This window comes from Kitasatospora sp. NPDC114501 (assembly GCF_055633695.1).
Map to the genome: position 1 here is coordinate 213,690 of NZ_JBVKDS010000008.1, position 22,431 is coordinate 236,120.

At 71.3% G+C, this 22,431-nt stretch carries 20 protein-coding genes; 11 read left to right on the forward strand and 9 right to left on the reverse strand.

Going from position 1 to position 22,431, the window contains the following annotated elements:
* Window positions 1–33: 33 nt before the first annotated feature.
* The 4 genes from sigM (at window position 34) to trxA (ending at window position 3,296) form a co-directional block, all read left to right on the forward strand.
* Window positions 34–738, forward strand: coding sequence for an RNA polymerase sigma factor SigM (sigM, locus tag ACZ7RU_RS17055; RefSeq protein WP_470341739.1), 705 nt, complete (start codon window positions 34–36; stop codon window positions 736–738).
* Window positions 735–1,700 carry a hypothetical protein gene (locus ACZ7RU_RS17060; protein WP_470341740.1) on the forward strand — a complete coding sequence of 322 codons (966 nt, stop codon included), beginning with the start codon at window positions 735–737 and terminating at the stop codon, window positions 1,698–1,700. The genes sigM and ACZ7RU_RS17060 overlap by 4 nt, the downstream gene beginning before the upstream one ends.
* 173 nt (window positions 1,701–1,873) lie before the next feature.
* Window positions 1,874–2,839 carry a thioredoxin-disulfide reductase gene (gene trxB, locus ACZ7RU_RS17065; protein ID WP_470341741.1) on the forward strand — a complete coding sequence of 322 codons (966 nt, stop codon included), beginning with the start codon at window positions 1,874–1,876 and terminating at the stop codon, window positions 2,837–2,839.
* Between the two features lie 130 nt (window positions 2,840–2,969).
* Window positions 2,970–3,296, forward strand: a complete 327-nt coding sequence (gene trxA / locus ACZ7RU_RS17070; RefSeq protein ID WP_387751947.1) for a thioredoxin — start codon at window positions 2,970–2,972, stop codon at window positions 3,294–3,296.
* 79 nt (window positions 3,297–3,375) lie between these two features.
* Here trxA and ACZ7RU_RS17075 read toward each other — a convergent pair whose 3' ends face one another.
* The 9 genes from ACZ7RU_RS17075 to rpmH form a co-directional block, all read right to left on the reverse strand.
* Window positions 3,376–3,993: a GNAT family N-acetyltransferase gene (locus ACZ7RU_RS17075; RefSeq protein WP_470341742.1), complete on the reverse strand. Its 618-nt coding sequence runs from the start codon at window positions 3,991–3,993 to the stop codon at window positions 3,376–3,378.
* A gap of 132 nt (window positions 3,994–4,125) precedes the next feature.
* Complete coding sequence (locus ACZ7RU_RS17080) at window positions 4,126–5,184, reverse strand: ParB/RepB/Spo0J family partition protein (protein WP_470341743.1); 1,059 nt, start codon at window positions 5,182–5,184, stop codon at window positions 4,126–4,128.
* Window positions 5,181–6,254, reverse strand: a complete 1,074-nt coding sequence (locus ACZ7RU_RS17085; protein ID WP_470341744.1) for a ParA family protein — start codon at window positions 6,252–6,254, stop codon at window positions 5,181–5,183. The genes ACZ7RU_RS17080 and ACZ7RU_RS17085 overlap by 4 nt, the downstream gene beginning before the upstream one ends.
* A 173-nt stretch (window positions 6,255–6,427) precedes the next feature.
* Complete coding sequence (gene rsmG, locus ACZ7RU_RS17090) at window positions 6,428–7,246, reverse strand: 16S rRNA (guanine(527)-N(7))-methyltransferase RsmG (RefSeq protein ID WP_470341745.1); 819 nt, start codon at window positions 7,244–7,246, stop codon at window positions 6,428–6,430.
* Window positions 7,247–7,405: 159 nt separating this feature from the next.
* The gene (locus ACZ7RU_RS17095; RefSeq protein WP_470341746.1) at window positions 7,406–7,936 is read right to left on the reverse strand and encodes a Jag family protein; all 531 of its coding nucleotides are present in this window, start codon (window positions 7,934–7,936) and stop codon (window positions 7,406–7,408) included.
* A gap of 82 nt (window positions 7,937–8,018) precedes the next feature.
* On the reverse strand, window positions 8,019–9,194 hold the full coding sequence (gene yidC, locus ACZ7RU_RS17100) for a membrane protein insertase YidC (RefSeq protein WP_470341747.1): 1,176 nt from the start codon (window positions 9,192–9,194) through the stop codon (window positions 8,019–8,021).
* Window positions 9,191–9,562 carry a membrane protein insertion efficiency factor YidD gene (yidD, locus tag ACZ7RU_RS17105; protein WP_387760620.1) on the reverse strand — a complete coding sequence of 124 codons (372 nt, stop codon included), beginning with the start codon at window positions 9,560–9,562 and terminating at the stop codon, window positions 9,191–9,193. The genes yidC and yidD overlap by 4 nt, the downstream gene beginning before the upstream one ends.
* Window positions 9,559–9,987: a ribonuclease P protein component gene (gene rnpA / locus ACZ7RU_RS17110; RefSeq protein WP_387760621.1), complete on the reverse strand. Its 429-nt coding sequence runs from the start codon at window positions 9,985–9,987 to the stop codon at window positions 9,559–9,561. Before rnpA ends, yidD begins: the two co-directional genes overlap by 4 nt.
* An 18-nt stretch (window positions 9,988–10,005) precedes the next feature.
* On the reverse strand, window positions 10,006–10,143 hold the full coding sequence (rpmH, locus tag ACZ7RU_RS17115) for a 50S ribosomal protein L34 (RefSeq protein ID WP_030392420.1): 138 nt from the start codon (window positions 10,141–10,143) through the stop codon (window positions 10,006–10,008).
* A gap of 354 nt (window positions 10,144–10,497) precedes the next feature.
* Between rpmH and dnaA the strand changes: the two genes are divergently transcribed.
* From dnaA to gyrA, 7 genes are all read left to right on the forward strand, one after another.
* Window positions 10,498–12,333 carry a chromosomal replication initiator protein DnaA gene (gene dnaA, locus ACZ7RU_RS17120; RefSeq protein WP_470341748.1) on the forward strand — a complete coding sequence of 612 codons (1,836 nt, stop codon included), beginning with the start codon at window positions 10,498–10,500 and terminating at the stop codon, window positions 12,331–12,333.
* A 971-nt stretch (window positions 12,334–13,304) separates the two neighbouring features.
* Window positions 13,305–14,435, forward strand: a complete 1,131-nt coding sequence (gene dnaN / locus ACZ7RU_RS17125; RefSeq protein WP_470341749.1) for a DNA polymerase III subunit beta — start codon at window positions 13,305–13,307, stop codon at window positions 14,433–14,435.
* A gap of 169 nt (window positions 14,436–14,604) precedes the next feature.
* Window positions 14,605–15,480, forward strand: a complete 876-nt coding sequence (gene gnd / locus ACZ7RU_RS17130) for a phosphogluconate dehydrogenase (NAD(+)-dependent, decarboxylating) (protein WP_401081087.1) — start codon at window positions 14,605–14,607, stop codon at window positions 15,478–15,480.
* Between the two features lie 41 nt (window positions 15,481–15,521).
* Window positions 15,522–16,655: a DNA replication/repair protein RecF gene (gene recF, locus ACZ7RU_RS17135; RefSeq protein WP_470341750.1), complete on the forward strand. Its 1,134-nt coding sequence runs from the start codon at window positions 15,522–15,524 to the stop codon at window positions 16,653–16,655.
* Between the two features lie 133 nt (window positions 16,656–16,788).
* Window positions 16,789–17,328 (forward strand): DciA family protein, encoded by a 540-nt coding sequence (locus tag ACZ7RU_RS17140; protein ID WP_387760626.1) that lies wholly within the window; start codon window positions 16,789–16,791, stop codon window positions 17,326–17,328.
* A 268-nt stretch (window positions 17,329–17,596) separates the two neighbouring features.
* Window positions 17,597–19,612, forward strand: a complete 2,016-nt coding sequence (gyrB, locus tag ACZ7RU_RS17145) for a DNA topoisomerase (ATP-hydrolyzing) subunit B (RefSeq protein ID WP_470341873.1) — start codon at window positions 17,597–17,599, stop codon at window positions 19,610–19,612.
* A gap of 131 nt (window positions 19,613–19,743) precedes the next feature.
* Window positions 19,744–22,281, forward strand: a complete 2,538-nt coding sequence (gene gyrA / locus ACZ7RU_RS17150) for a DNA gyrase subunit A (protein ID WP_470341874.1) — start codon at window positions 19,744–19,746, stop codon at window positions 22,279–22,281.
* The last annotated feature ends 150 nt before the right edge of the window (window positions 22,282–22,431 follow it).

Genomic DNA, 22,431 nt, shown 5'->3' on the forward strand with positions numbered 1-22,431 from the left:
GGCGGACCCGGCACGACGGCGAGGGGTCGAGGGGTGACAGGAACGGACGACGACGCGGCGCTGCTCGCCCGGCACGTCGCGGGCGACCCGGAGGCCTTCGGCCTGCTGGTGGACCGCCACCGCGACCGGCTCTGGGCGGTCGCCCTGCGCACCCTGGGCGACCGCGAGGAGGCCGCCGACGCGCTCCAGGACGCCCTGGTCTCCGCCTTCCGCGCCGCAGCCGGCTTCCAGGGCCGCGCCGCGGTCACCACCTGGCTGCACCGGATCGTGGTCAACGCCTGCCTGGACCGCGCCCGGCGCACCGCCACCCGCCGCACCGCCCCGCTCGGCGACGACCCGCAGCGGCTGGACATCCTGGTCGGCACCGCCGAGCCGGCCGACTCCCCGGTGGTCCGGGCCGAACTGCACCGCGAGGTGACCGCGGCGCTCGCCGAACTGCCCGCCGAGCAGCGGGCCGCGCTGGTGCTGGTCGACATGCAGGGCTACCCGGTGGCCGAGGCGGCCGCGTTGCTCGGTGTCCCGGTGGGCACCGTGAAGAGCCGCTGCGCACGCGGCCGGGCCCGGCTCCTCCCCCTGGTCCGGCACCTGCGCGAGCCGGGTGTTTCACGTGAAACACCACCCGCCCCCGGCTCGGCCCCACCACGCCGGAACACCCCGGGGAACCCGAAGCGCCCCGGACCCGTCACAGGGACGAGCACCGGTCGGACGGTCCTGGAAGGAGACGCGAGCACCCGATGAACGCCCACCCCTCCTTCCCCGACCCCGCCGACGACCACCCCCCGGTCGAGCGACTGGCCGACCTCGCCGAAGGGCTGGTCGACTCCCCCGAGACCGCCGGGGCGCTGCGGCGGCACCTGGACGGCTGCGCCGAGTGCCGCGAGACGGTCGACGCGCTCGCCGAGGTGCAGGCGCTGCTCGGCGACGTCGAGACCCCGCCGATGCCGGCCGACGTCGCCGCCCGGCTGGACGCGGCGCTGGCCGAGGCCGCCGAGCGGGCCCAGGAGGCCACTGCGGCCGACCGCCGGACCGAGGGCCCGGCCCGGCCCGCACCGGCCGCCACGGCACCCGTCACGCCGTCCACCGCCGGTCCCTCCCGGCCCGCCGGCGAGCGGCCCGCCGGCGGGTCCGGCTCCGCGACCGGCCCCGGCCGCGTCCGCGCCCGTCGGCGGCGGTTCGCCCTGCTGCTCGGCACCGCCGCCGCCCTGGCCGCGCTCGGGCTCGGCGGCGTACTGCTCCAGCACCCCGACGACCGGTCCGGCACGGTGACGGCCAGCGCGGGCGGCGCCCCGACCGCCACCTCCGACAGCCACGACGCCCGCGCCCCGCACACCACGGCCACCGGCACCGCCGCCGCCCCCGGCACCGACTACCGCGAGGACGCGCTCGCCGCCCAGGTCCGGCAGTTGCTGGCCCGCTCGGAGAAGGTGCCCGGGCTGTGGGCCACCGGGCCCGCCGCGTCCGAGGGCGCCCTGCCCGCCGACGGCGCCCGACCGGAGCCCGACTCGCCCTCCCCCACGGGCTCGGACTGCCCGGCCCCCGCCGCCGGCACCCCGCTGGCCACCGACCGGGGCGAATACCACGGCGCCCCGGTCGACGTCCTGGTCTACCCGCTGCCCGGCCGGCCCGGTTTCGTCGACGTCTACCTGCGCTCCCCCGACTGCGGCCCGGTCCTCCTCCACCAGGCCGTTCCCAGCCACTGACCGACGGTTCCCATGCGATCCACGCCGACGGCGGCACGCCGCTTCCGGAGTTCGGGCGCCTGGTACTGATCCGCCTGGGAATGCGAGACACTGGTCAGTCGTTGTCCCGGGCGGCGGAGCAGGACCGCCCTCCCCGCAGCAAACGCGGGTCGCGATGCGAACCAGGAGAAGCAGTGAGCGACGTCCGTAACGTCATCATCATCGGTTCCGGCCCGGCCGGGTACACGGCAGCGCTCTACACGGCCCGTGCCTCCCTCAAGCCGCTGGTCTTCGAGGGGGCCGTCACCGCCGGTGGTGCGCTGATGAACACCACCGAGGTCGAGAACTTCCCGGGCTTCCGGGACGGCATCATGGGCCCCGAGCTGATGGACAACATGCGGGCCCAGGCCGAGCGCTTCGGCGCCGAGCTGATCCCCGACGACATCGTCGCGGTCGACCTCACCGGTGACATCAAGACCGTCACCGACTCCGAGGGCAACGTTCACAAGGCGCGCGCCGTGATCGTCACCACCGGCTCCCAGCACCGCAAGCTCGGCCTGCCGAACGAGGACAAGCTCTCCGGCCGCGGCGTCTCCTGGTGCGCCACCTGCGACGGCTTCTTCTTCCGCGACCAGGACATCGCGGTGGTCGGCGGCGGCGACACCGCCCTGGAGGAGGCGACCTTCCTCTCCCGCTTCGCCAGGAGCGTCACGATCATCCACCGCCGGGACACCCTGCGCGCCTCCAAGGCGATGCAGGAGCGCGCCTTCGCCGACCCGAAGATCCGCTTCGAGTGGGACAGCGCGGTCGAGGCCATCCACGGCGACCCGAAGCTGAGCGGCGTCACCCTGCGCGACACCACCACCGGCGAGACCCGCGAGCTGGCCGTCACCGGCCTGTTCATCGCGATCGGCCACGACCCGCGCACCGAGCTCTTCAAGGGCCAGCTGGACCTGGACGCCGAGGGCTACCTCAAGGTCGAGGCCCCCTCGACCCGCACCAACATCCCCGGCGTGTTCGGCGCCGGCGACGTCGTGGACCACACCTACCGCCAGGCCATCACCGCCGCGGGCACCGGCTGCTCCTCCGCCCTGGACGCCGAGCGCTACCTGGCCTCGCTGGACGACCTGGAGGCCAAGGCCGCCGCCGTGGCGGTCTGAGCCCCTCCCCGCTCCACCTCGCGGGGGTGTTCCACGTGAAACGCCCCCGCCCCGGCCGGGCAGAAACAGAACGGACCCCTCCGTTGTTCTCCTGGCAGCAGCCCCCTCCGTCCGATCCCGAGGAGTTCCCGTGGCCGGCGCCACCACCACCGTCACCGACGCGACGTTCGAGAACGACGTCCTGAAGAGCGAGAAGCCCGTACTGGTCGACTTCTGGGCCACCTGGTGCGGCCCGTGCCGCCAGGTCGCCCCGGTCCTGGAGGACATCGCGGCCGAGCACGGCGACAAGATCACCATCGCCAAGCTCGACGTGGACGCCAACCAGCAGACCGCTGCCCAGTACAACGTCATCTCAATCCCGACCCTGATCGTCTACAAAGACGGCGAGCCGGTGAAGTCCATCACCGGCGCCCGCCCGAAGGCCGCGCTGCTGCGCGAGCTGGCCGAGTTCATCTAGGCCTCCCGGTCGTCGACCACACGGCGGCGGGGCTCCCCCTCGATGGGGAGCCCCGCCGCCGTCGTCGTTCCGTCGGTCCCTAGAAGGGCCGCAGCGCCGGCTCCTTGCGCCCGCCGCCCAGCAGCCGCTCCAGCGCCCCCTCCACGTCGCCCCGCCAGGAGAGCGTGGTCCTGGCCTCCAGCCGCAGTCGGGGGTACCGCGGATGCGGTCGGACGGTCTTGAAGCCCACCGCGAGCAGGTGGTCGGCCGGCAGCACGCAACCGGTCGGCACCCGCCCGGACGAGCCGAAGGCCTCGATCGCCCGCACCCCGCGCCCGATCAGGTCCTTGACCACGGTCTGCACCAGCACCCGGCCGAGCCCCTGGCGCTGGTAGCCCGGCAGCACCCGGCTGACCATCAGCTGGACGGCGTCCGGCGAGACCGGGCTGGTCGGGAAGGACTGCGAGCGGGGGACGTAGGCGGGCGGCGCGTACAGCACGAACCCGGCGGGCCGGTCGTCCACGTAGACGATCCGGCCGCAGGAGCCCCACTCCAGCAGCACCGTGGAGATCCACCCCTCCTTCTCCAGCTCCGGTTTGCCCGACTCCACCGCATCCTTCGCGCTGACCGGGTCCAGCTCCCAGAACACGCAGGAGCGACAGCCGGTCGGCAGGTCCCCGAGGTTGTCCAGCGTCAGCGGAGCGATCCGCCGTCCCATGGCCGCACCTCCTCCTCCCTCTCACGGTCGAGCATTCCCCCACCAACGCCGAAGGGTGCATGTTTCACGTGAAACAGCGCTCACGTGGAACACGCACCCTCGGGTCGTCGCCCTCGGCCGGGCCGGTCCGGCTCAGCCCTGTGACAGCCGCAGACCGTCCTCGCCGGGCGCCATGCTGTCCAGGATCCGGTTCAGGTCCTCCACCGAACCGAACTCCAGCACCACCTTGCCCTTGCCCAGCTTGCCGCCGCGCTGCGACACCTCGACCTTGACCCGGGTGTCGAAGCGGTCGGACAGCCGGCTCGCCAGGTCGGCGAAGGCCGGGGAGTTCAGCTTGCCCGCCTTGGGTGCCTGGCGCTTGGGCTTCTCCTCCAGCTTCATCACCTTGACGATCTCCTCGATGTTGCGCACCGTGAGACCCTCCGCGATGATCCGCTTCGCCAGCCGCTCCTGCTCGTCGGCGTCCGGCACCCCGAGCAGCGCCCGCGCGTGTCCGGCCATCAGCGTCCCGGCCACCAGCCGGCGCTGGACGGACGGCGTGAGCTTCATCAGCCGCAGGGTGTTGGAGACGTACTCGCGCGAGCGGCCGATCCGGTCGGCCAGCTCCTCGTGGGTGCAGGCGAAGTCGCGCAGCAGCTGGTCGTAGGCGGCCGCCTCCTCCAGCGGGTTCAGCGCGGCGCGGTGCAGGTTCTCCAGGAGGGCGTCCAGCAGCAGCTTGTCGTCCTCGGTGGCCCGGACGATCGCCGGGATCCGTTCCAGCCCGGCCTCCCGGGAGGCGCGCCAGCGGCGCTCACCCATGATCAGCTCGAAGCTGTCCAGGCCGACCTGGCGCACCACGATCGGCTGGAGCAGACCGACCTCCTTGATGGAGGTGACCAGCTCGGCCAGCTTGTCCTCGTCGAAGACCTCACGCGGCTGGCGCGGGTTGGGGGTGATCGAGTCCAGCGGCAGCTCGGCGAACCGCGCGCCGGTGGCCTCGACCGCCTCGGCCGCGCGGGAAGCCCGGGCCGCGACCGTCCCCCGGCCGTTCGGCAGCACCGGCACCGCGGTCGGCGAGACCGCGCCGGTCGTCACCACCGAGGCCGCCGCGGGCGCGGCCGGCGCGGGCTGCGCCGCCGCCCCGTCGACCGCCGGCGGAGCCGACGGGAGCAGTGCCCCGAGCCCCTTCCCCAGACCCCTGCGACCACTCACTGATGACCCTCCGTCGTGCCGTGCTGTGCCGCCGGGGCGCCGTGCCCCTGCTGGCCGTCCCGCTGCTGACCCACCAGCGATCCGCCCTGGCCCACCGCGCGCAGCGCGAGCTCCCGGGCGGCCTCCAGGTAGGAGAGGGCCCCGGTCGAACCCGGGTCGTAGGTGAGCACCGTCTGCCCGTAGCTGGGCGCCTCCGAGATGCGGACCGAGCGCGGGATCGCCGTGCTCAGCACCTCTTGCTGGAAGTGGGTCCGGACCTCCTCGGCGACCTGGGCGGCCAGCCTGGTCCGGGCGTCGTACATGGTGAGCAGGATGGTCGACACGTGCAGCTCGGGGTTGAGGTGCGCACGCACCAGCTCGACGTTGCGCAGCAGCTGGCCCAGGCCCTCCAGCGCGTAGTACTCGCACTGGATCGGGATCAGCACCTCCCGGCCGGCGACCAGGGCGTTGACCGTCAGCAGGCCGAGCGAGGGCGGACAGTCGATCAGGATGTAGTCGAGCGGCTGCTCGTAGGCGGCGATGGCGCGCTGGAGCCGGCTCTCCCGGGCCACCAGGGAGACCAGCTCGATCTCGGCGCCGGCCAGGTCGATGGTGGCGGGGACGCAGAACAGCCCCTCGACGTCGCGCACCGGCTGCACCACGTCGGCCAGCGGCTTGCCCTCCACCAGGACGTCGTAGATGGACGGCACCTCGGCGTGGTGGTCGATGCCGAGCGCGGTGGAGGCGTTGCCCTGGGGGTCGAGGTCGACGACCAGGACGCGCAGGCCGTGCATGGCGAGCGAGGCGGCCATGTTCACGGTGGTGGTGGTCTTGCCCACCCCACCCTTCTGGTTGGCGACCACGATCACCCGGGCGGCGGCCGGCCGGGGCAGTCCCTCACCCGCTCGGCCGATCGCCCGGACCGCGGCCTGGGCAGCCCGTGCGATGGGCGTGTCGTCGATCTGGTCGACGGTCTCCGAGTCCTGCATGGGGGTCAGTGTTTCACGTGAAACCGGAGCGGCAACAGTCACCGCCCGGTCGCGGCGGAGGATGCCCGAGAGCAGGGAGCGACGTTTCACGTGAAACACCATGCCCGCTATGCCGGAAATCTGACGTTGCGACACTCCGGCTTTCCCGCGTCGGCCCGACCGTCACCTGAACGACGACGGGCGGACGCTCCTCCCGTCCAGGAGGCCCGTCCGCCCGTCGCCGTCACGTTCCCGGCGTCACGTCTACGGCGTCACGTTTCCGGCGTCACCCCGGATCAGCGGCTGCGGCGCCGCCCGCTCCGGCCGCGCTCGCCGTTGCGGACGGTCGCGTTGCGGCCCGCCCGCGCCGCCTTGGCGCGACGGGTGGCCGCCTTCACCCCGCCGGGGCTCTCCCCCGCCTTCACCTGGACCACCCGGGTCGAAGTCTCCAGGGTGCCCTCACCGACCGCGATGACGGTCCACTCGACCGCGCCCAGCCTGGCCAGCCCGGCCCGCGAGTCGGCCAGCTCCTGCTCCGCGCTGTCCCCCTTGAGCGCCAGCATCTGCCCGTGCGGGCGCAGCAGCGGCATGCCCCAGCCGGCCAGCCGGTCCAGCGGCGCCACCGCCCGGGCGGTCACCACGTCCACCGCGAGCTTGCCGACCATCTCCTCGGCGCGGCCGCGCAGCACCGTGACGTTGTCCAGCCCCAGCTCCCGGACGACCTCCTCCAGGAAGGTGGTCCGGCGCAGCAGCGGCTCCAGCAGCGTCACCGAGACGTCCGGACGGGCCAGCGCCACCGGGATGCCCGGCAGGCCGGCACCGGAGCCGACGTCGCACAGGGTGATGCCTGCGGGCAGCAGCTCGGCCAGCACCGCGCAGTTCAGCACGTGGCGGTCCCAGAGCCGGGGCACCTCGCGGGGCCCGATCAGCCCGCGCTGGACGCCCGCGGTGGCCAGCAGCTCGGTGTAGCGGACCGCGGCGTCGTAGCGCTCCCCGAAGACCTCCCGGGCGACCGCCGGCGCCTCGGCCAACTGCCCCAGCTCGGTGGCCCGCCCCTCAGCGGCCGGGTCCACGTCCGCCCCCGGCCGGCCGGCAGCCGCGTTCTCCGTGTCCATCTCGACCTCTCCGATCCCCGGATCCACCGACCCGCTCAACGCACTGTTTCACGTGAAACAACCCAGAAGGGACGACGACCCCGCCCGCACGAGGCGGACGGGGTCGCGTCCGGTGAAGCTCTCCGGCCGCCGCGGCGGCCGGTCGTCGACCTGTCGGCCTCAGACCGGCAGCACGACCACGAACCGCTGGGGCTCTTCGCCCTCGGACTCGCTGCGCAGGCCGGCCGCGGCGACCGCGTCGTGGACGACCTTGCGCTCGAAGGGCGTCATCGGCTGCAGCCTGACCTGCTCACCGGTGCTCCTGGCCTGCTCGGCGGCCCTGGCACCGAGCACCGCCAGCTCCTCGCGCTTGCGGGCCCGGAAGCCGGCAATGTCCAGCATGAGGCGGCTGCGCTCGCCGGTCTCCCGGTGGACAGCCAACCGGGTCAGCTCCTGGAGTGCCTCCAGCACCTCGCCGTCCTGGCCGACCAGGCGCTGGAGCGCGCGGTCGTTGCCGTCACTGACGATGGAGACCAGGGCACGGTCGCCCTCGACGTCCATGTCGATGTCACCGTCGAGGTCCGCGATGTCGAGCAGACCCTCCAGGTAGTCCGCCGCGATGTCGCCCTCCTGCTCCAGTCGGGAGATGAGGCTCTCGTCGGCGTTGGCGGCGGCCTCGGCCTCGACGATGGAGGTGGTGCCTTCCGTCACTGATGGACTCCTTCGGAGATGGGCCCGTCTGTCGGGCCGGGGACGAAGCTCTTCGCGGCTGTCACCACGGGCTCGGGGCCGGTCAGGACTTCTTCTTCGGCCGCTGGCCGCCACCGCGCTTCGGCTGCTGCCTGGTGCCCTGCCTGGTGCCGGCGGGCTTGGCCGAGGCCTGCTTGGCGGCCGCCGGCCGGCCCCCGGACTCAGCGGGGGTGGAGTCGGCCGGAGCAGTGTCGGCGGGCTCCTCGGCCGGGGTCTCGTCCTTGCCCAGCTCGGCGGTCGGCTGCCCGGCTCCGCCCTGCTGGCGCTGCGACTTGCTCTGCCGACGGGGCTGCTGGCGGCGCGTCTGCACCGACTCCTCGACCACCGCGGCGGCGCTGGCCGCCTCGCTGACGGCCTCCTTGGACGGAGGCAGCATGCCCCAGAGCGCGCCCTTGATCTCCGTACCGTCCGGACGCAGTCGACCGGCCTTCTTCAGGCGGGCCTGCCGCTCCTCGAAGGCCTTGCTGCCCGGGGTCGGGTTGTTGTGGATGACGATCAGCTGCTGGCCCATCGACCAGACGTTGGTGGTCAGCCAGTAGACCAGGACACCGACCGGGAAGTTGATGCCCATCACGGCGAACATGATCGGGAAGACGTACATCAGCATCTTCTGCTGCTGCATGAACGGCGTCTTCACCGTGAGGTCGACGTTCTTGGTCATCAGCTGGCGCTGGGTGACGAACTGTGACAGCGACATCATGATGATCATCACCGCGGTGACGATCTTGACGCTGGTCTCGGGGCTGCCGACGAAGGTGGCGGAGAGCGGGGCACCGAAGATGTGCGCCTTGCCGGCGCTCACCAGCAGGTCGCCGTGGATGACGCCGATGTCCTGGCCCTTGGCGACCTTGGCGAGCACGCCGTAGAGGGCGGTGAAGAACGGCGCCTGCACGAGGATGGGAAGGCAGCTGGAGAACGGGTTGGTACCCGCCTCCTTGTACAGCTTCATCATCTCTTCGGACTGGCGCTGCCGGTCGTTCTTGTAGCGCTCCTGGATGGCCTTCATCTTCGGCTGGATCGCCTGCATGGCCCGGGTCGCCTTGATCTGCTTCACGAAGAGCGGGATCAGGCAGATCCGGATGACGACCACCATCGAGGCGATGGCGAGACCCCAGGCCCAGCCACCGTCCGGGTCGAAGATGTGGCTGTACAGCGAGTGGAACTGGACGATGATCCAGGACACCGCTGTGTACAGGGGATTCAGGAAGGAGAAGGTCACCGGTCAGGCTCCTTGGACAGGTGGATCGGCCGCACGGGGCCAATGGTCGCCGGGCCCTCGGGGTCCGGACCGGCGGAAGTGGCGGTCACCGGGTCTCCGGTGGCGGACCGGCTCTTCAGCCAGTCTCGCAACCGCCGGTGCCATACCGGATGCTTGCGCGGCGGGACGTGATCGACCCCGCCGGGCGTCCACGGATTGCAGCGCAGGATTCGCCACGCGGTCAGTCCGCCGCCCTTGACCGCCCCGTGCACCTTCACGGCCTCGTAGCCGTAGTGCGAGCAGGAGGGGTAGTAGCGGCAGACCGGACCGAGCAGTGGGCTGATCGTCCACTGGTAGACCCTGATCAGACCCATCAGCAGGTACTTCATCGCCCTGCTCCCGTCGGCGCCGTGGCGGCGGGCTCCGTCCTCAGCAACCGCTTCAGTGCCGCGTCCAGGTCACGTTCGAGGTCCTGGTACGAGGCGGTCGCGGCCTGGGGCAGCGCACGCACCACTATCAGGCTACCGGCGGGCAGCCTGGACAGACGATCACGAACGAGGTGGCGCAACCGGCGCTTGACCAGGTTGCGGACGACCGCCGGGCCAACGGCCTTGCTCACGACGAAACCCGCACGCGCCGAAGGAGTCCCCTCGGCGACGTGCGGGCGGAAGTCGCTGGTCCCGTCGGTCTGCCCCTGCGGGTCACCGTCTCTGCTGAGATGGACGACCAGAAGGGGCCGGCCGGCCCGGCGACCGCGTTTCACCGCGGTCGCGAAGTCCTGGCGCCGCCGCAGCCGATTCTCGGAGGGCAGCACAACAGACTCTGGCGCGGATCAGGCGGACAGGCTGGTGCGGCCCTTGCCACGGCGGGCAGCCAGGATGGCGCGGCCGGCGCGGGTACGCATACGCAGCCGGAAGCCGTGGGTCTTCGCGCGACGACGGTTGTTCGGCTGGAAGGTGCGCTTGCTCACTCGGGGGCTCCTGAGGTGAATCGTAGGATGACGGGGGGTCGCTTGGCCGTCACCGTGCGTCCGCGTGATCTCCCCTGATTCGGAAATCCAACCCATCGCCCCAGTTCGGCTGGGGTCTGAGGCAATCCACGGCGCCCGTGCTGCGCGCCTTATGGAGCGGGTGGACCCGCGGACATGCGGCAGCGGCCATCGACAACTCGACCTGGTTACGGTACGCGGGACGGGGCACGAGGGTCAAACCAGCCCCCTCCGGCCCCCGGTTGCCCACAGCCTGTGGACAACGACTTGATCCGGCTCTGTTCGCTGACTACCGTTGCAGAACTTGTCTGGTTTGTTCTTGGAAAGCGTGCACCAGTGGCTGATGTCAACAGCGACCTCGTCCCGGTCTGGGCCAGGGTCGTCGAGCGGCTGGTCAGCGACCCCGATGTCGGGGAGATGGACAAACAGTGGGTGCAGCGCACCCAGCCGATGTGGATGATGCACGACACCGCCCTGCTGGCGACCCCGAACGAGCGGGCCAAGCAGGTGCTGGAGGGCCGGCTGCTGCCGCAGCTGACCGAGGCCCTCAGCCGTGAGCTCAGCCGCCCGGTGCGGATCGCCGTGATGGTCGACGCCAACGCGGTACCCACCCCCGCGTCCGCCGCCCAGGCCCCCGCCGAGCCCTACCCCGGCCCGGCCGAGGAGGACGCCCCCGACTACGGCGGCCAGGGCTACCAGCAGCCGTACGAGCACGGCCAGCCCTACGAGCAGGACTACGAGCGTCCCCGCTACGACACCGGCGGCTACGAGCAGCGCCAGGCCCCGTACGGCGGCCCCGGCGGCGCACCGGGCTGGCAGGGCTACCAGGAGCAGGGCGGCTACCAGGAGCAGCCGCCCGCCTACCGCGATCCGGAGGAGCCCGCGTCCCGCCCGGCGCCGCGGCCCCTGCCGGGCCCGCCCGCGACCACCCAGGGCGACCTCTTCGGCGGTGCCTACGGCCCCGGCCCGAACGAGCAGCCCCGCGCCGGTGCCGGCCGCCGGACCGGCGGCTCCCGCCCCTCCGGCGGCCGCCCCGCGGAGAAGGCCGCCCCGGAGCGCTCCGCCGACCGCCCCGGCGTCCCCGGGGTGCCGGCCCCGCCCGGCGCTCCCCCGGCCGGCGGCTCCCGCAAGGACGAACCCGCCGCCCGGCTGAACCCCAAGTACCTGTTCGACACCTTCGTCATCGGCGCCAGCAACCGCTTCGCGCACGCGGCGGCGGTGGCGGTCGCCGAGGCCCCGGCCAAGGCGTACAACCCGCTCTTCATCTACGGCGAGTCCGGGCTGGGCAAGACCCACCTGCTGCACGCCATCGGGCACTACTCGCGCAGCCTCTTCCCGGGCACCCGGGTGCGCTACGTGTCCTCCGAGGAGTTCACCAACGAGTTCATCAACTCGATCCGGGACGGCAAGGCGGACACCTTCCGCCGCCGCTACCGGGACATGGACATCCTGCTCGTGGACGACGTCCAGTTCCTCGCGAGCAAGGAGTCCACGCAGGAGGAGTTCTTCCACACCTTCAACACCCTGCACAACGCGAACAAGCAGATCGTCCTCTCCTCGGACCGGCCGCCCAAGCTGCTGACCACGCTGGAGGACCGGCTGCGCAACCGCTTCGAGTGGGGTCTGATCACCGACGTCACCCCGCCGGAGCTGGAGACCCGGATCGCGATCCTGCGCAAGAAGGCGATCCAGGAGCAACTCAACGCTCCCGCCGACGTGTTGGAGTTCATCGCGTCCCGGATCACCCGCAACATCCGGGAGTTGGAGGGCGCGCTGATCCGGGTCACCGCCTTCGCCAACCTCAACCGGGCCCCGGTGGACCTGGAGTTGGCCGGGATCGTCCTCAAGGACCTGATCCCGGGCGGGGACGAGGACGCCGGCCCGGAGATCACCGCCCAGGTCATCATGCAGCAGACCGCCGCGTACTTCGGCCTGGGCGTGGACGACCTCTGCGGATCCTCGCGCAGCCGGGTGCTGGTGACGGCCCGGCAGATCGCGATGTACCTCTGCCGGGAGCTCACCGACCTCTCGCTGCCGAAGATCGGCGCGCAGTTCGGCGGCCGCGACCACACCACGGTGATGCACGCGGACCGCAAGATCCGCTCGCTGATGGCCGAGCGGCGCTCGATCTACAACCAGGTCACCGAACTCACCAACCGCATCAAGAGCTAGCGACAGCGCACCAGCCGCGCAGAGCCGGCGGCACCGCGAGCACGGCCCCAGTCGGGCCCCCAGGGCGTCAGGAGTGGATCCTGACGCCCTTTTCGCGCGTCCACAGGTGTGCGGCGCGCTCCGACCGGGCAGGGATGCGGTCGACGGACGGTCCGCCAGTCCACAGCCCGCGCCGAACAACTGACCGGTGATTCGAAACCCGGGGGCGCGCAAGGCCGTTGTCCACAGGACCGGCCCCTCTTCCACCGTCCACAGGGTGGGGAGTGCGGAGTTATCCAGAATTCGTCCACAGGCCCGTCACCGCTACGCTCTTCGGCGCAGGTCAGGTGCCTGTGGACTTGTGCACAACGGTTGTCCACAGGCTGTGGACAATTGACGGCCCGCCACTGGGCCGTCCGGGTTGTCCACCGGTTGTCCCCAGGGAGAGGGCGGTTATCCCCAGGTTGTCCACAGCGGCGTCCACAGTTCGACAACCGTGGGCTGGCGTTCATACCCTGGTGTGAAAGGCGTCACGAAAAGTTGACCGGCGCCCGTGGATAACCGGGCCCGGATCTGGGGACAGCCCTGGGGATAACCTGTGGATACCCTGCGTGCCCTGTGGGTAACGCTCGGCTGTCCACAGCGCGGCCTGTCCGTCCACAGCCGCCGTCCACAGTCCCTGTGGACAAAATTCGGGCTCTGACCTGCGGAAACGGGGTTATCCACGGTTTCCACAGGCCCTACTACTACCACTACACATTTAGACCCCGGACCTGCTTTCAAAGTGGGTGGGCCCCGAATCTGTGGACAACCGGTCTGCGACAACCGTTCGAGCCGCTTCCGCCCGTCTGCCCCGTCTGTCGGCGGAGTACGTCAGACTGTCCTTGCGACTGGAAGCGGAGTGACGAGCTCGGCGGACAGCCCGAACCGACGATCAAGACCAGACGAACCAGAGTGCGAGCGGGAGCGCTCGATCCAGGAGGCGGTTACCGGTGAAGTTCCGGGTGGAGCGTGACGTCCTCGCGGAGGCGGTGGCCTGGGCTGCCCGCAGCCTCCCGGCACGGCCGCCGGTGCCGGTGCTGGCCGGCCTGCTGCTGACCGCGCAGGAGGGCAGCCTGGCGCTGTCCGGCTTCGACTACGAGGTCTCGGCCCGGGTCGAGCTGGAGGCGGACGTCGAGGAGGCCGGAACCGTCCTGGTCTCCGGCCGGCTGCTGAACGACATCTCCCGCAACCTCCCCAACCGCCCGGTGGAGATCTCCACCGACGGCCAGCGGGTCAGCGTGGTCTGCGGCAGCTCCCGCTTCACCCTCCCCACCCTCCCGGTGGACGAGTACCCCGCGCTCCCCCAGATGCCGACCGCCACCGGCACCGTCGCCGGCGACGTCTTCGCCTCGGCCGTCAGCCAGGCCGCGGTCGCCGCCGGCCGGGACGACACCCTCCCGGTGCTCACCGGTGTCCGGGTCGAGATCGAGGGCGACCGGATCACCCTGGCCGCCACCGACCGCTACCGCTTCGCCGTCCGCGAGCTGCTGTGGAAGCCCGAGCAGTCGGACATCTCCGCCGTCGCGCTGGTCCCGGCCAAGACCCTCCAGGACATCGCCAAGTCCCTGGGCAGCGGCGACACCGTCTCCATCGCGCTCTCCTCGGGCGGCGCGGGCGAGGGCCTGATCGGTTTCGAGGGCGCCGGCCGCCGGACCACCACCCGGCTGCTGGAGGGCGAGTTCCCCAAGTTCCGCAGCCTGTTCCCGACCGAGTTCAACGCGATCGCCGCGATCCAGACCCAGCCCTTCCTGGAGGCGCTCAAGCGCGTCTCGCTGGTCGCCGAGCGCAACACCCCGGTCCGCCTGAACTTCGAGGAGGGCGTGCTCACCCTCGAGGCCGGCTCCGGCGACGACGCCCAGGCCACCGAGCGGATCGAGGCCTCCCTGGAGGGCGACGCCATCTCGATCGCCTTCAACCCGGGCTACCTGGAGGAGGGCCTCAAGGCCATCGACTCCCCCTACGCCCAGCTCAGCTTCACCACCCCGACCAAGCCCGCGCTGCTCAGCGGCAAGGTCTCGGTGGACGCCGAGGAGGACAAGGCCTACCAGTACCTGATCATGCCGGTCCGCCTCTCCGGCTGATCCCCCGGTCCGACCGTCCACAGGCTGTGCACACCCGCTGTGCACAGCCTGTGGATGTCTCCCCCGTCCGGCCCGACCGCCGACGGGTGGGCCCGCTCCAGCGCGTAGGCTCAAGGAGCGCGGCAACGGCGCCGCCGGCAGGCACGTCACCACAGGTAAGGACTTGGTCATGGAGCTCGGCCTCATCGGTCTCGGCAAGATGGGCGGCAACATGCGCGAGCGGATCCGCCGCGCCGGCCACACCGTCATCGGCTACGACCGCAACCCTGACATCTCCGACGTCGAGAGCCTCCAGGAGCTCGTCACCAAGCTCCAGGGCCCGCGCGTGGTCTGGGTCATGGTCCCGGCGGGTGCCGCCACCCAGGCGACCGTCGACGAGCTCGCCGAGCTGCTCTCCCCCGGCGACGTGGTGGTCGACGGCGGCAACTCCCGCTGGACCGACGACATCAAGCACGCCGAGGCGCTGGCCGCCAAGGGCATCGGCTTCGTGGACTGCGGCGTCTCCGGCGGCGTCTGGGGCCTGGAGAACGGCTACGCGCTGATGTACGGCGGCGACGCCGAGCACGTCGCGAAGGTCCAGCCGGTCTTCGACGCCCTCAAGCCCGAGGGCGACTTCGGCTCGGTGCACGCGGGCGCGGTGGGCGCCGGCCACTTCGCCAAGATGGTCCACAACGGCATCGAGTACGCGATGATGCAGGCCTTCGCCGAGGGCTGGGAGCTGCTGGAGGCCGCCCCCGAGGTCACCGACGTGCGCGAGGTCTTCCGCAGCTGGCAGGAGGGCACCGTCATCCGCTCCTGGCTGCTGGACCTGGCCGTCCGCGCCCTGGACGAGGACGAGCACCTGAACAAGCTGCGCGGCTGGGCCGCCGACTCCGGCGAGGGCCGGTGGACCGTCGAGGCCGCGATCGACCACGCCGTGCCGCTGCCGGCGATCACCGCCTCGCTGTTCGCCCGCTTCGCCTCCCGCCAGGACGACTCGCCGCAGATGAAGATGATCGCCGCGCTGCGCAACCAGTTCGGCGGCCACGCGGTCGAGTCCAAGTAACCAGCAGGTCCTCCACAAGAAGGCGGGCGCAGTCCACAGCCATGCACGTCGCGCATCTGTCGCTCGCCGACTTCCGGTCGTACGCCCGGGCCGAGGTTCCCCTCGACCCGGGCGTGACGGCGTTCGTGGGGCCCAACGGCCAGGGCAAGACCAACCTGGTCGAGGCGATCGGCTACGTCGCCACCCTGGGCAGCCACCGGGTGGCCACCGACGCCCCGCTGATCCGGCTGGGCGCCGAGCGGGCCGTGGTCCGCACCTCGGTGGTGGACCGCGGCCGCTCCACCCTGATCGAGCTGGAGCTCACCCCGGGCAAGGCCAACCGGGCCCGGATCAACCGCTCCGACAACGTCCGCCCGCGCGACGTGCTGGGCCTGCTGCGCACCGTGCTGTTCGCCCCCGAGGACCTCAGCCTGGTCAAGGGGGACCCCGGTGAGCGGCGGCGTTTCCTGGACGAGCTGCTGACCGCCCGGGCACCCCGGCTGGCCGGGGTGCGGCAGGACTACGAGCGGGTGCTCAAGCAGCGCAACGCCCTGCTGAAGACCGCCGCGATGGCCCGCCGGGCCGGCGGCGGCAAGGGCGCCGACCTCTCCACCCTGGAGGTCTGGGACGGTCATCTGGCGCGTGCCGGCGCCGAGTTGACGGCCTTCCGGATCCAGCTGGTGGCCGCCCTTCAGCCGTTGGTGGCGGCCGCGTACGGGCAGCTGGCCCCCGGTGGCGGCGAGACCGCCCTGGAGTACCGCAGCTCCTTCGAGGGCGAGCTGCCGACCAGCCGCGAACAGGCCGAGGAGCAGCTGCTGAACGCGCTCCAGGCGGTCCGCAAGCAGGAGGTCGAGCGCGGCGTCACCCTGGTCGGCCCGCACCGCGACGAGCTGGTGCTCAAGCTCGGCCCGCTGCCCGCCAAGGGCTACGCCAGCCACGGCGAGTCCTGGTCGTTCGCGCTGGCGCTGCGGCTGGCCTCGTACGAGCTGCTGCGGGCCGACGGCGGCGAGCCGGTGCTGATCCTGGACGACGTGTTCGCCGAGCTGGACGCCGCCCGCCGGGACCGGCTGGCCGAGCTGGTGGCCGACGGCGAGCAGGTGCTGGTGACGGCCGCGGTCGCCGAGGACGTGCCGAAGGCGCTGTCCGGCGCCCGGTTCACGGTCTCCGACGGCGCGGTGCGCCGGATCGACGACTGACCGCCCCTCCCCTTCCCCTTCCCCTTCCTTCTCCTCCCGGACCGGTCGCACCGCACCCGGCCGTCCGTCGTCCGCGCCCTCCCGTACGCTGGATCGCTCAGCGTTGTCCACAGGCTGGGGAAAGGAGATCGCCGTGAGCGAGCCGGCGGAGAACTCCCCCCAGCCCGGTGCCCCCGCACCGACCGGCGCCGACCTCGCCCGCTCCGCGCTGCGGGCGGCCCGCGCCCAGGCCCGCCAGCGCGGCGAGCAGGTCCGGGAGAAGCGCGAGGCGAAGCGGCACGGCCTGCGCAGCGGCGCCCGCTCGGACGGCCGCGACCCCGTCCCGCTGGGGGCGGCGCTCAACCGGCTGCTGACCGAGCGCGGCTGGGAGTCCTCGGCCGCGGTCGGCGGGGTGATGGGCCGCTGGCCGCAGATCGTCGGCCCGGACATCGCCGCGCACTGCCACCCCTCTTCCTACGACGAGGCCGCCGCGGTGCTCACCGTGCAGTGCGACTCCACCGCCTGGGCCACCCAACTGCGTTGGCTGGCACGACAGTTGGTGGCACGTCTGAACCACGAGCTGGGGCACGGGACGGTCCGGACCATCAAGGTGCTCGGCCCGGCGGCGCCCGCCCGCGGCTACGGCCGGCTGCGCGCCCCGGGGAGCAAGGGGCCGGGCGACACCTGGGGGTGACCGGGACGTCGGCCCGCCGCCGGCGGCACGGATCGGATGGCGATCTTCCGGAACCCCTGACAGCCCTTCCAGGCGCCCTGGGCCCCCGGGTCGAGTATCGGGACATGTGCAGAGGGGATTCAGGGCGGCATATCTGCCCTCAAGGGCTGCCAAACGCCCATCTCTGTCAGTCGTACCGGTAGACTGAAAGCCAAACACTGTTGCTAGTGGCAACCGAGTCGAAACGCTGTGGTCGCACGCCCGCCCGCACGGGGTGGGCATGCGGCCCGTGCTGTGCCAGAGAGGGCGCTTCGTGGCCGATTCCGGCAACCCCAGCCAGACCCCAGACCAGTCCGACCAGGCTTCCTACACCGGTAGCAACATCCAGGTGCTGGAAGGCCTCGACGCCGTCCGCAAGCGCCCCGGTATGTACATCGGTTCGACGGGCGAGCGCGGTCTGCACCACCTGGTGCAGGAGGTCGTGGACAACTCCGTCGACGAGGCGATGGCCGGGTACGCCGACACCATCGACGTCACGATCATGGCAGACGGAGCGATCCGCTGCGTCGACAACGGCCGAGGCATCCCGGTGGACATCGTCCCCGGCCAGGACAAGCCGGCCGTCGAGGTCGTGCTCACCGTCCTGCACGCCGGCGGCAAGTTCGGCGGCGGCGGCTACGCCGTCTCCGGCGGTCTGCACGGCGTCGGCGTCTCCGTGGTGAACGCACTGTCCACCAGGCTCTCCGTGGAGATCCACAAGGACGGCCACATCTGGACGCAGGACTACAAGATGGGCGCCCCGACCGCCGCCCTGGTGAAGGGCGCGGAGACCGACCGCACCGGCACCACGGTGACCTTCTGGGCCGACCCGGACATCTTCGAGACCACCGTCTACTCCTTCGAGACGCTCTCCCGGCGCTTCCAGGAGATGGCCTTCCTCAACAAGGGCCTGTCCATCTCGCTGACCGACGAGCGCCCCGAGCACGTGGACGAGGAGGGCAAGCCGCTCACCGTCACGTACAAGTACGACGGCGGCATCGCCGACTTCGTCGCCCACCTCAACTCCCGCAAGGGCGAGGTCATCCACCCCTCGGTGATCGACTTCGAGGCGGAGGACAAGGACAGGGCGATCTCGGTGGAGATCGCGATGCAGTGGAACTCCTCCTACACCGAGGGGGTCTACAGCTTCGCCAACACCATCCACACCCACGGCGGCGGCACCCACGAGGAGGGCTTCCGCTCCGCGCTGACCGGCCTGGTCAACCGCTACGCGCGGGACAAGAAGCTGCTCCGGGAGAAGGACGACAACCTCTCCGGCGAGGACATCCGCGAGGGCCTGACCGCGATCATCTCGGTCAAGCTCGGCGAGCCGCAGTTCGAGGGCCAGACCAAGGACAAGCTCGGCAACACCGAGGCCAAGACCTTCGTCCAGAAGGTCGTCCACGAGCAGCTCAACGACTGGCTGGACCGCAACCCCAACGAGGCCGCGGACATCATCCGCAAGTCCATCCAGGCCGCCACCGCGCGCGTCGCCGCCCGCAAGGCCCGCGACCTGACCCGCCGCAAGGGCCTGCTGGAGTCCGCCTCGCTGCCGGGCAAGCTCTCGGACTGCCAGTCCAAGGACCCGTCCGAGTGCGAGATCTTCATCGTCGAGGGTGACTCCGCCGGCGGCTCGGCCAAGCAGGGCCGCGACCCGCGCACCCAGGCCATCCTGCCGATCCGCGGCAAGATCCTGAACGTCGAGAAGGCCCGGATCGACAAGGTCCTCCAGAACACCGAGGTCCAGGCCCTCATCTCGGCCTTCGGCTGCGGCATCCAGGAGGACTACGACGAGTCCAAGCTGCGGTACCACAAGATCGTCCTGATGGCCGACGCCGACGTCGACGGACAGCACATCCGCACCCTGCTGCTCACCCTGCTGTTCCGCTTCATGCGGCCGCTGGTCGAGTCCGGGTACGTCTACCTCGCCATGCCCCCGCTGTACAAGATCAAGTGGGGCAAGGACGACTTCGAGTACGCCTACTCCGACCGCGAGCGCGACGCCCTGATCGCCGCCGGGGTCGAGGCCGGGCGCCGGCTGCCCAAGGACGACGCGATCCAGCGCTTCAAGGGTCTCGGCGAGATGAACGCCGAGGAGCTCCGGGTCACCACCATGGACGCCGAGCACCGCCTGCTGCTCCAGGTCACCCTGGAGGACGCCGCCCGTGCCGACGAACTGTTCTCCGTGCTGATGGGCGAGGACGTCGAGGCCCGCCGCTCCTTCATCCAGCGCAACGCCAAGGACGTTCGCTTCCTGGACGTGTGACGCCTGCACCCCAGGCCCCGCACGTTCCAGTCCGCGTGAAAGGAAACTGACCACCAGTGGTCGACGACAACCGTCCCGAAGGCGACCAGCCCGAGACCCCCGAGCCCGCCGAGGCCACCGCCCAGGTGACGATGCGGATCGAGCCGGTCGAGCTCGAGACCGAGATGCAGCGCTCGTACCTCGACTACGCGATGAGCGTGATCGTCAGCCGTGCGCTGCCCGAGGTCCGCGACGGCCTCAAGCCGGTGCACCGCCGCGTGCTCTACGCGATGTACGACGGCGGGTACCGGCCCGAGAAGGGCTACTACAAGTGCGCCCGCGTCGTCGGCGACGTCATGGGCAACTACCACCCGCACGGTGACACCTCGATCTACGACACCGTGGTCCGCCTGGCCCAGCCGTGGTCGCTGCGGATGCCGCTGGTGGACGGCAACGGCAACTTCGGCTCCCCGGGCAACGACCCTGCCGCAGCCATGCGCTACACCGAGTGCAAGCTGATGCCGCTGGCCATGGAGATGATGCGCGACATCGACGAGGAGACCGTCGACTTCGCGCCCAACTACGACGGCCGCTCCCAGGAGCCGACCGTCCTCCCGGCCCGCTTCCCCAACCTGCTGGTCAACGGTGCCACCGGCATCGCGGTCGGCATGGCCACCAACATCCCGCCGCACAACCTGCGCGAGGTCGCCTCCGGCGCGCTCTGGTACCTGGAGAACCCCGAGGCCTCCGCCGAGGAGCTGCTGGACGCCCTGATCGAGCGGATCAAGGGCCCCGACTTCCCCACCGGCGCGCTGATCGTCGGCCGCCGCGGCATCGACGACTACTACCGCACCGGCCGCGGCTCGGTCACCATGCGCGCCGTCGTCGAGGTCGAGGAGATCCAGGGCCGCCAGTGCCTGGTGATCACCGAGCTGCCGTTCCAGGTCAACCCGGACAACCTCGCGCTGAAGATCGCGGACCTGGTCAAGGACGGCAAGATCGCCGGCATCGCCGACGTCCGCGACGAGTCCTCGTCGCGCACCGGCACCCGCCTGGTCGTCGTGCTCAAGCGCGACGCGGTCGCCAAGGTCGTGCTCAACAACCTGTACAAGCACACCGAGCTGCAGACCAACTTCGGCGCCAACATGCTGGCCCTGGTCGACGGCGTGCCGCGCACCCTGTCGCTGGACTCCTTCATCCGGCACTGGGTCAACCACCAGGTCGAGGTCATCGTCCGGCGCACCACCTTCCGCCTGCGCAAGGCCGAGGAGCGCGCCCACATCCTGCGCGCCCTGCTCAAGGCCCTGGACCTGATCGACGAGGTCATCGCGCTGATCCGGGCCTCGGCCAGCGCCGACGCCGCCCGCACCGGCCTGATGGGCCTGCTCGAGATCGACGAGCTCCAGGCCAACGCCATCCTGGAGATGCAGCTGCGCCGCCTGGCCGCCCTGGAGCGCCAGCGGATCATGGACGAGCACGACGAGCTCCAGCGCAAGATCGACGAGTACAACGCGATCCTGGCCTCGCCGACCCGTCAGCGGGAGATCATCTCCGAGGAGCTCACCGCGCTCGTCGAGAAGTACGGCGACGACCGGCGCTCCACGCTCATCCCGTCCGACGGCGACCTCTCCATCGAGGACCTCATCGCCGAGGAGGACATCGTCGTCACGATCACCCGTGGCGGCTACGTCAAGCGGACCCGCTCCGACCTCTACCGCTCGCAGAAGCGCGGCGGCAAGGGCGTGCGCGGCGCCCAGCTGAAGCAGGACGACATCGTCGACCACTTCTTCGTGACGACGACCCACAACTGGATCCTGTTCTTCACCAACAAGGGCCGGGTCTACCGCGCCAAGGGCTACGAGCTGCCGGACGCCGGGCGCGACGCCCGCGGCCAGCACGTCGCCAACCTGCTGGCCTTCCAGCCGGACGAGCACATCGCCCAGGTGATGGCCGTCCGCACGTACGAGGACAAGCCCTACCTGGTCCTCGCCACCCGGGCCGGCCTGGTGAAGAAGTCCCCGCTGAAGGACTACGACTCCCCGCGCTCCGGCGGCCTGATCGCGATCAACCTGCGCCAGGACGAGGAGGGCCGGGACGACGAGCTGATCGGCGCCGAGCTGGTCTCCGCCGAGGACGACCTGCTGCTGGTCTCCAAGAAGGCCCAGTCGATCCGCTTCACCGCGACCGACGACGCCCTGCGCTCCACCGGCCGCGCCACCTCCGGCGTCAAGGGCATGGCCTTCCGCGAGGACGACGAGCTGCTCTCGATGAACGTCGTCCGTCCGGGCACCTACGTCTTCACCGCCACGGACGGCGGGTACGCCAAGCGGACCGGTGTGGACGAGTACCGTGTCCAGGGACGCGGCGGCTACGGCACCAAGGCGGCGAAGATCGTCGAGGGCCGGGGCTCGCTGGTCGGCGCGCTCGTGGTGGACGAATCCGACGAGATCATGGCGATCACCCTCTCTGGTGGGGTGATCCGCACGAGGGTTTCCGAGGTTCGTGAAACCGGACGTGACACCATGGGCGTCCAACTGATCAACCTCGGAAAGCGCGACGCGGTCGTGGGCATGGCCCGCAACGCGGAGGCCGAGGACGAGGAGACGGCGGAGGACGAGGTGGCGGGTACCGAGTCCACCGAGACGGCCGAGGGTGCGGCGACGGTGGTCGACGGAGACGTCGAGGCCTGAGCCGAACCGCAGACCGGTGCTGCCGCGTTCGACCATGGGACGCGGCGGCACCGGACGCCGACCAGTTCCGGGCAATCCCGCCGGGCGCTGGATGACGAGTGACGAGGCAGGGCGGCGCCGCCGTCCTGGTGGGAAGTGCGGGAGGACCAG

Bases quoted from the DNA above. Each gene is read 5' to 3' on its own strand.
- ACZ7RU_RS17060 (WP_470341740.1), top strand. From the start codon at position 735: ATGAACGCCCACCCCTCCTTCCCCGACCCCGCCGACGACCACCCCCCG.
- ACZ7RU_RS17085 (WP_470341744.1), bottom strand. From the start codon at position 6,254: ATGGTGTTTCACGTGAAACGTCGCTCCCTGCTCTCGGGCATCCTCCGC.
- gyrA (WP_470341874.1), top strand. From the start codon at position 19,744: ATGCGGATCGAGCCGGTCGAGCTCGAGACCGAGATGCAGCGCTCGTAC.
- recF (WP_470341750.1), top strand. From the start codon at position 15,522: ATGCACGTCGCGCATCTGTCGCTCGCCGACTTCCGGTCGTACGCCCGG.
- rsmG (WP_470341745.1), bottom strand. From the start codon at position 7,246: ATGGACACGGAGAACGCGGCTGCCGGCCGGCCGGGGGCGGACGTGGAC.
- yidD (WP_387760620.1), bottom strand. From the start codon at position 9,562: ATGAAGTACCTGCTGATGGGTCTGATCAGGGTCTACCAGTGGACGATC.
- gnd (WP_401081087.1), top strand. From the start codon at position 14,605: ATGGAGCTCGGCCTCATCGGTCTCGGCAAGATGGGCGGCAACATGCGC.
- ACZ7RU_RS17075 (WP_470341742.1), bottom strand. From the start codon at position 3,993: ATGGGACGGCGGATCGCTCCGCTGACGCTGGACAACCTCGGGGACCTG.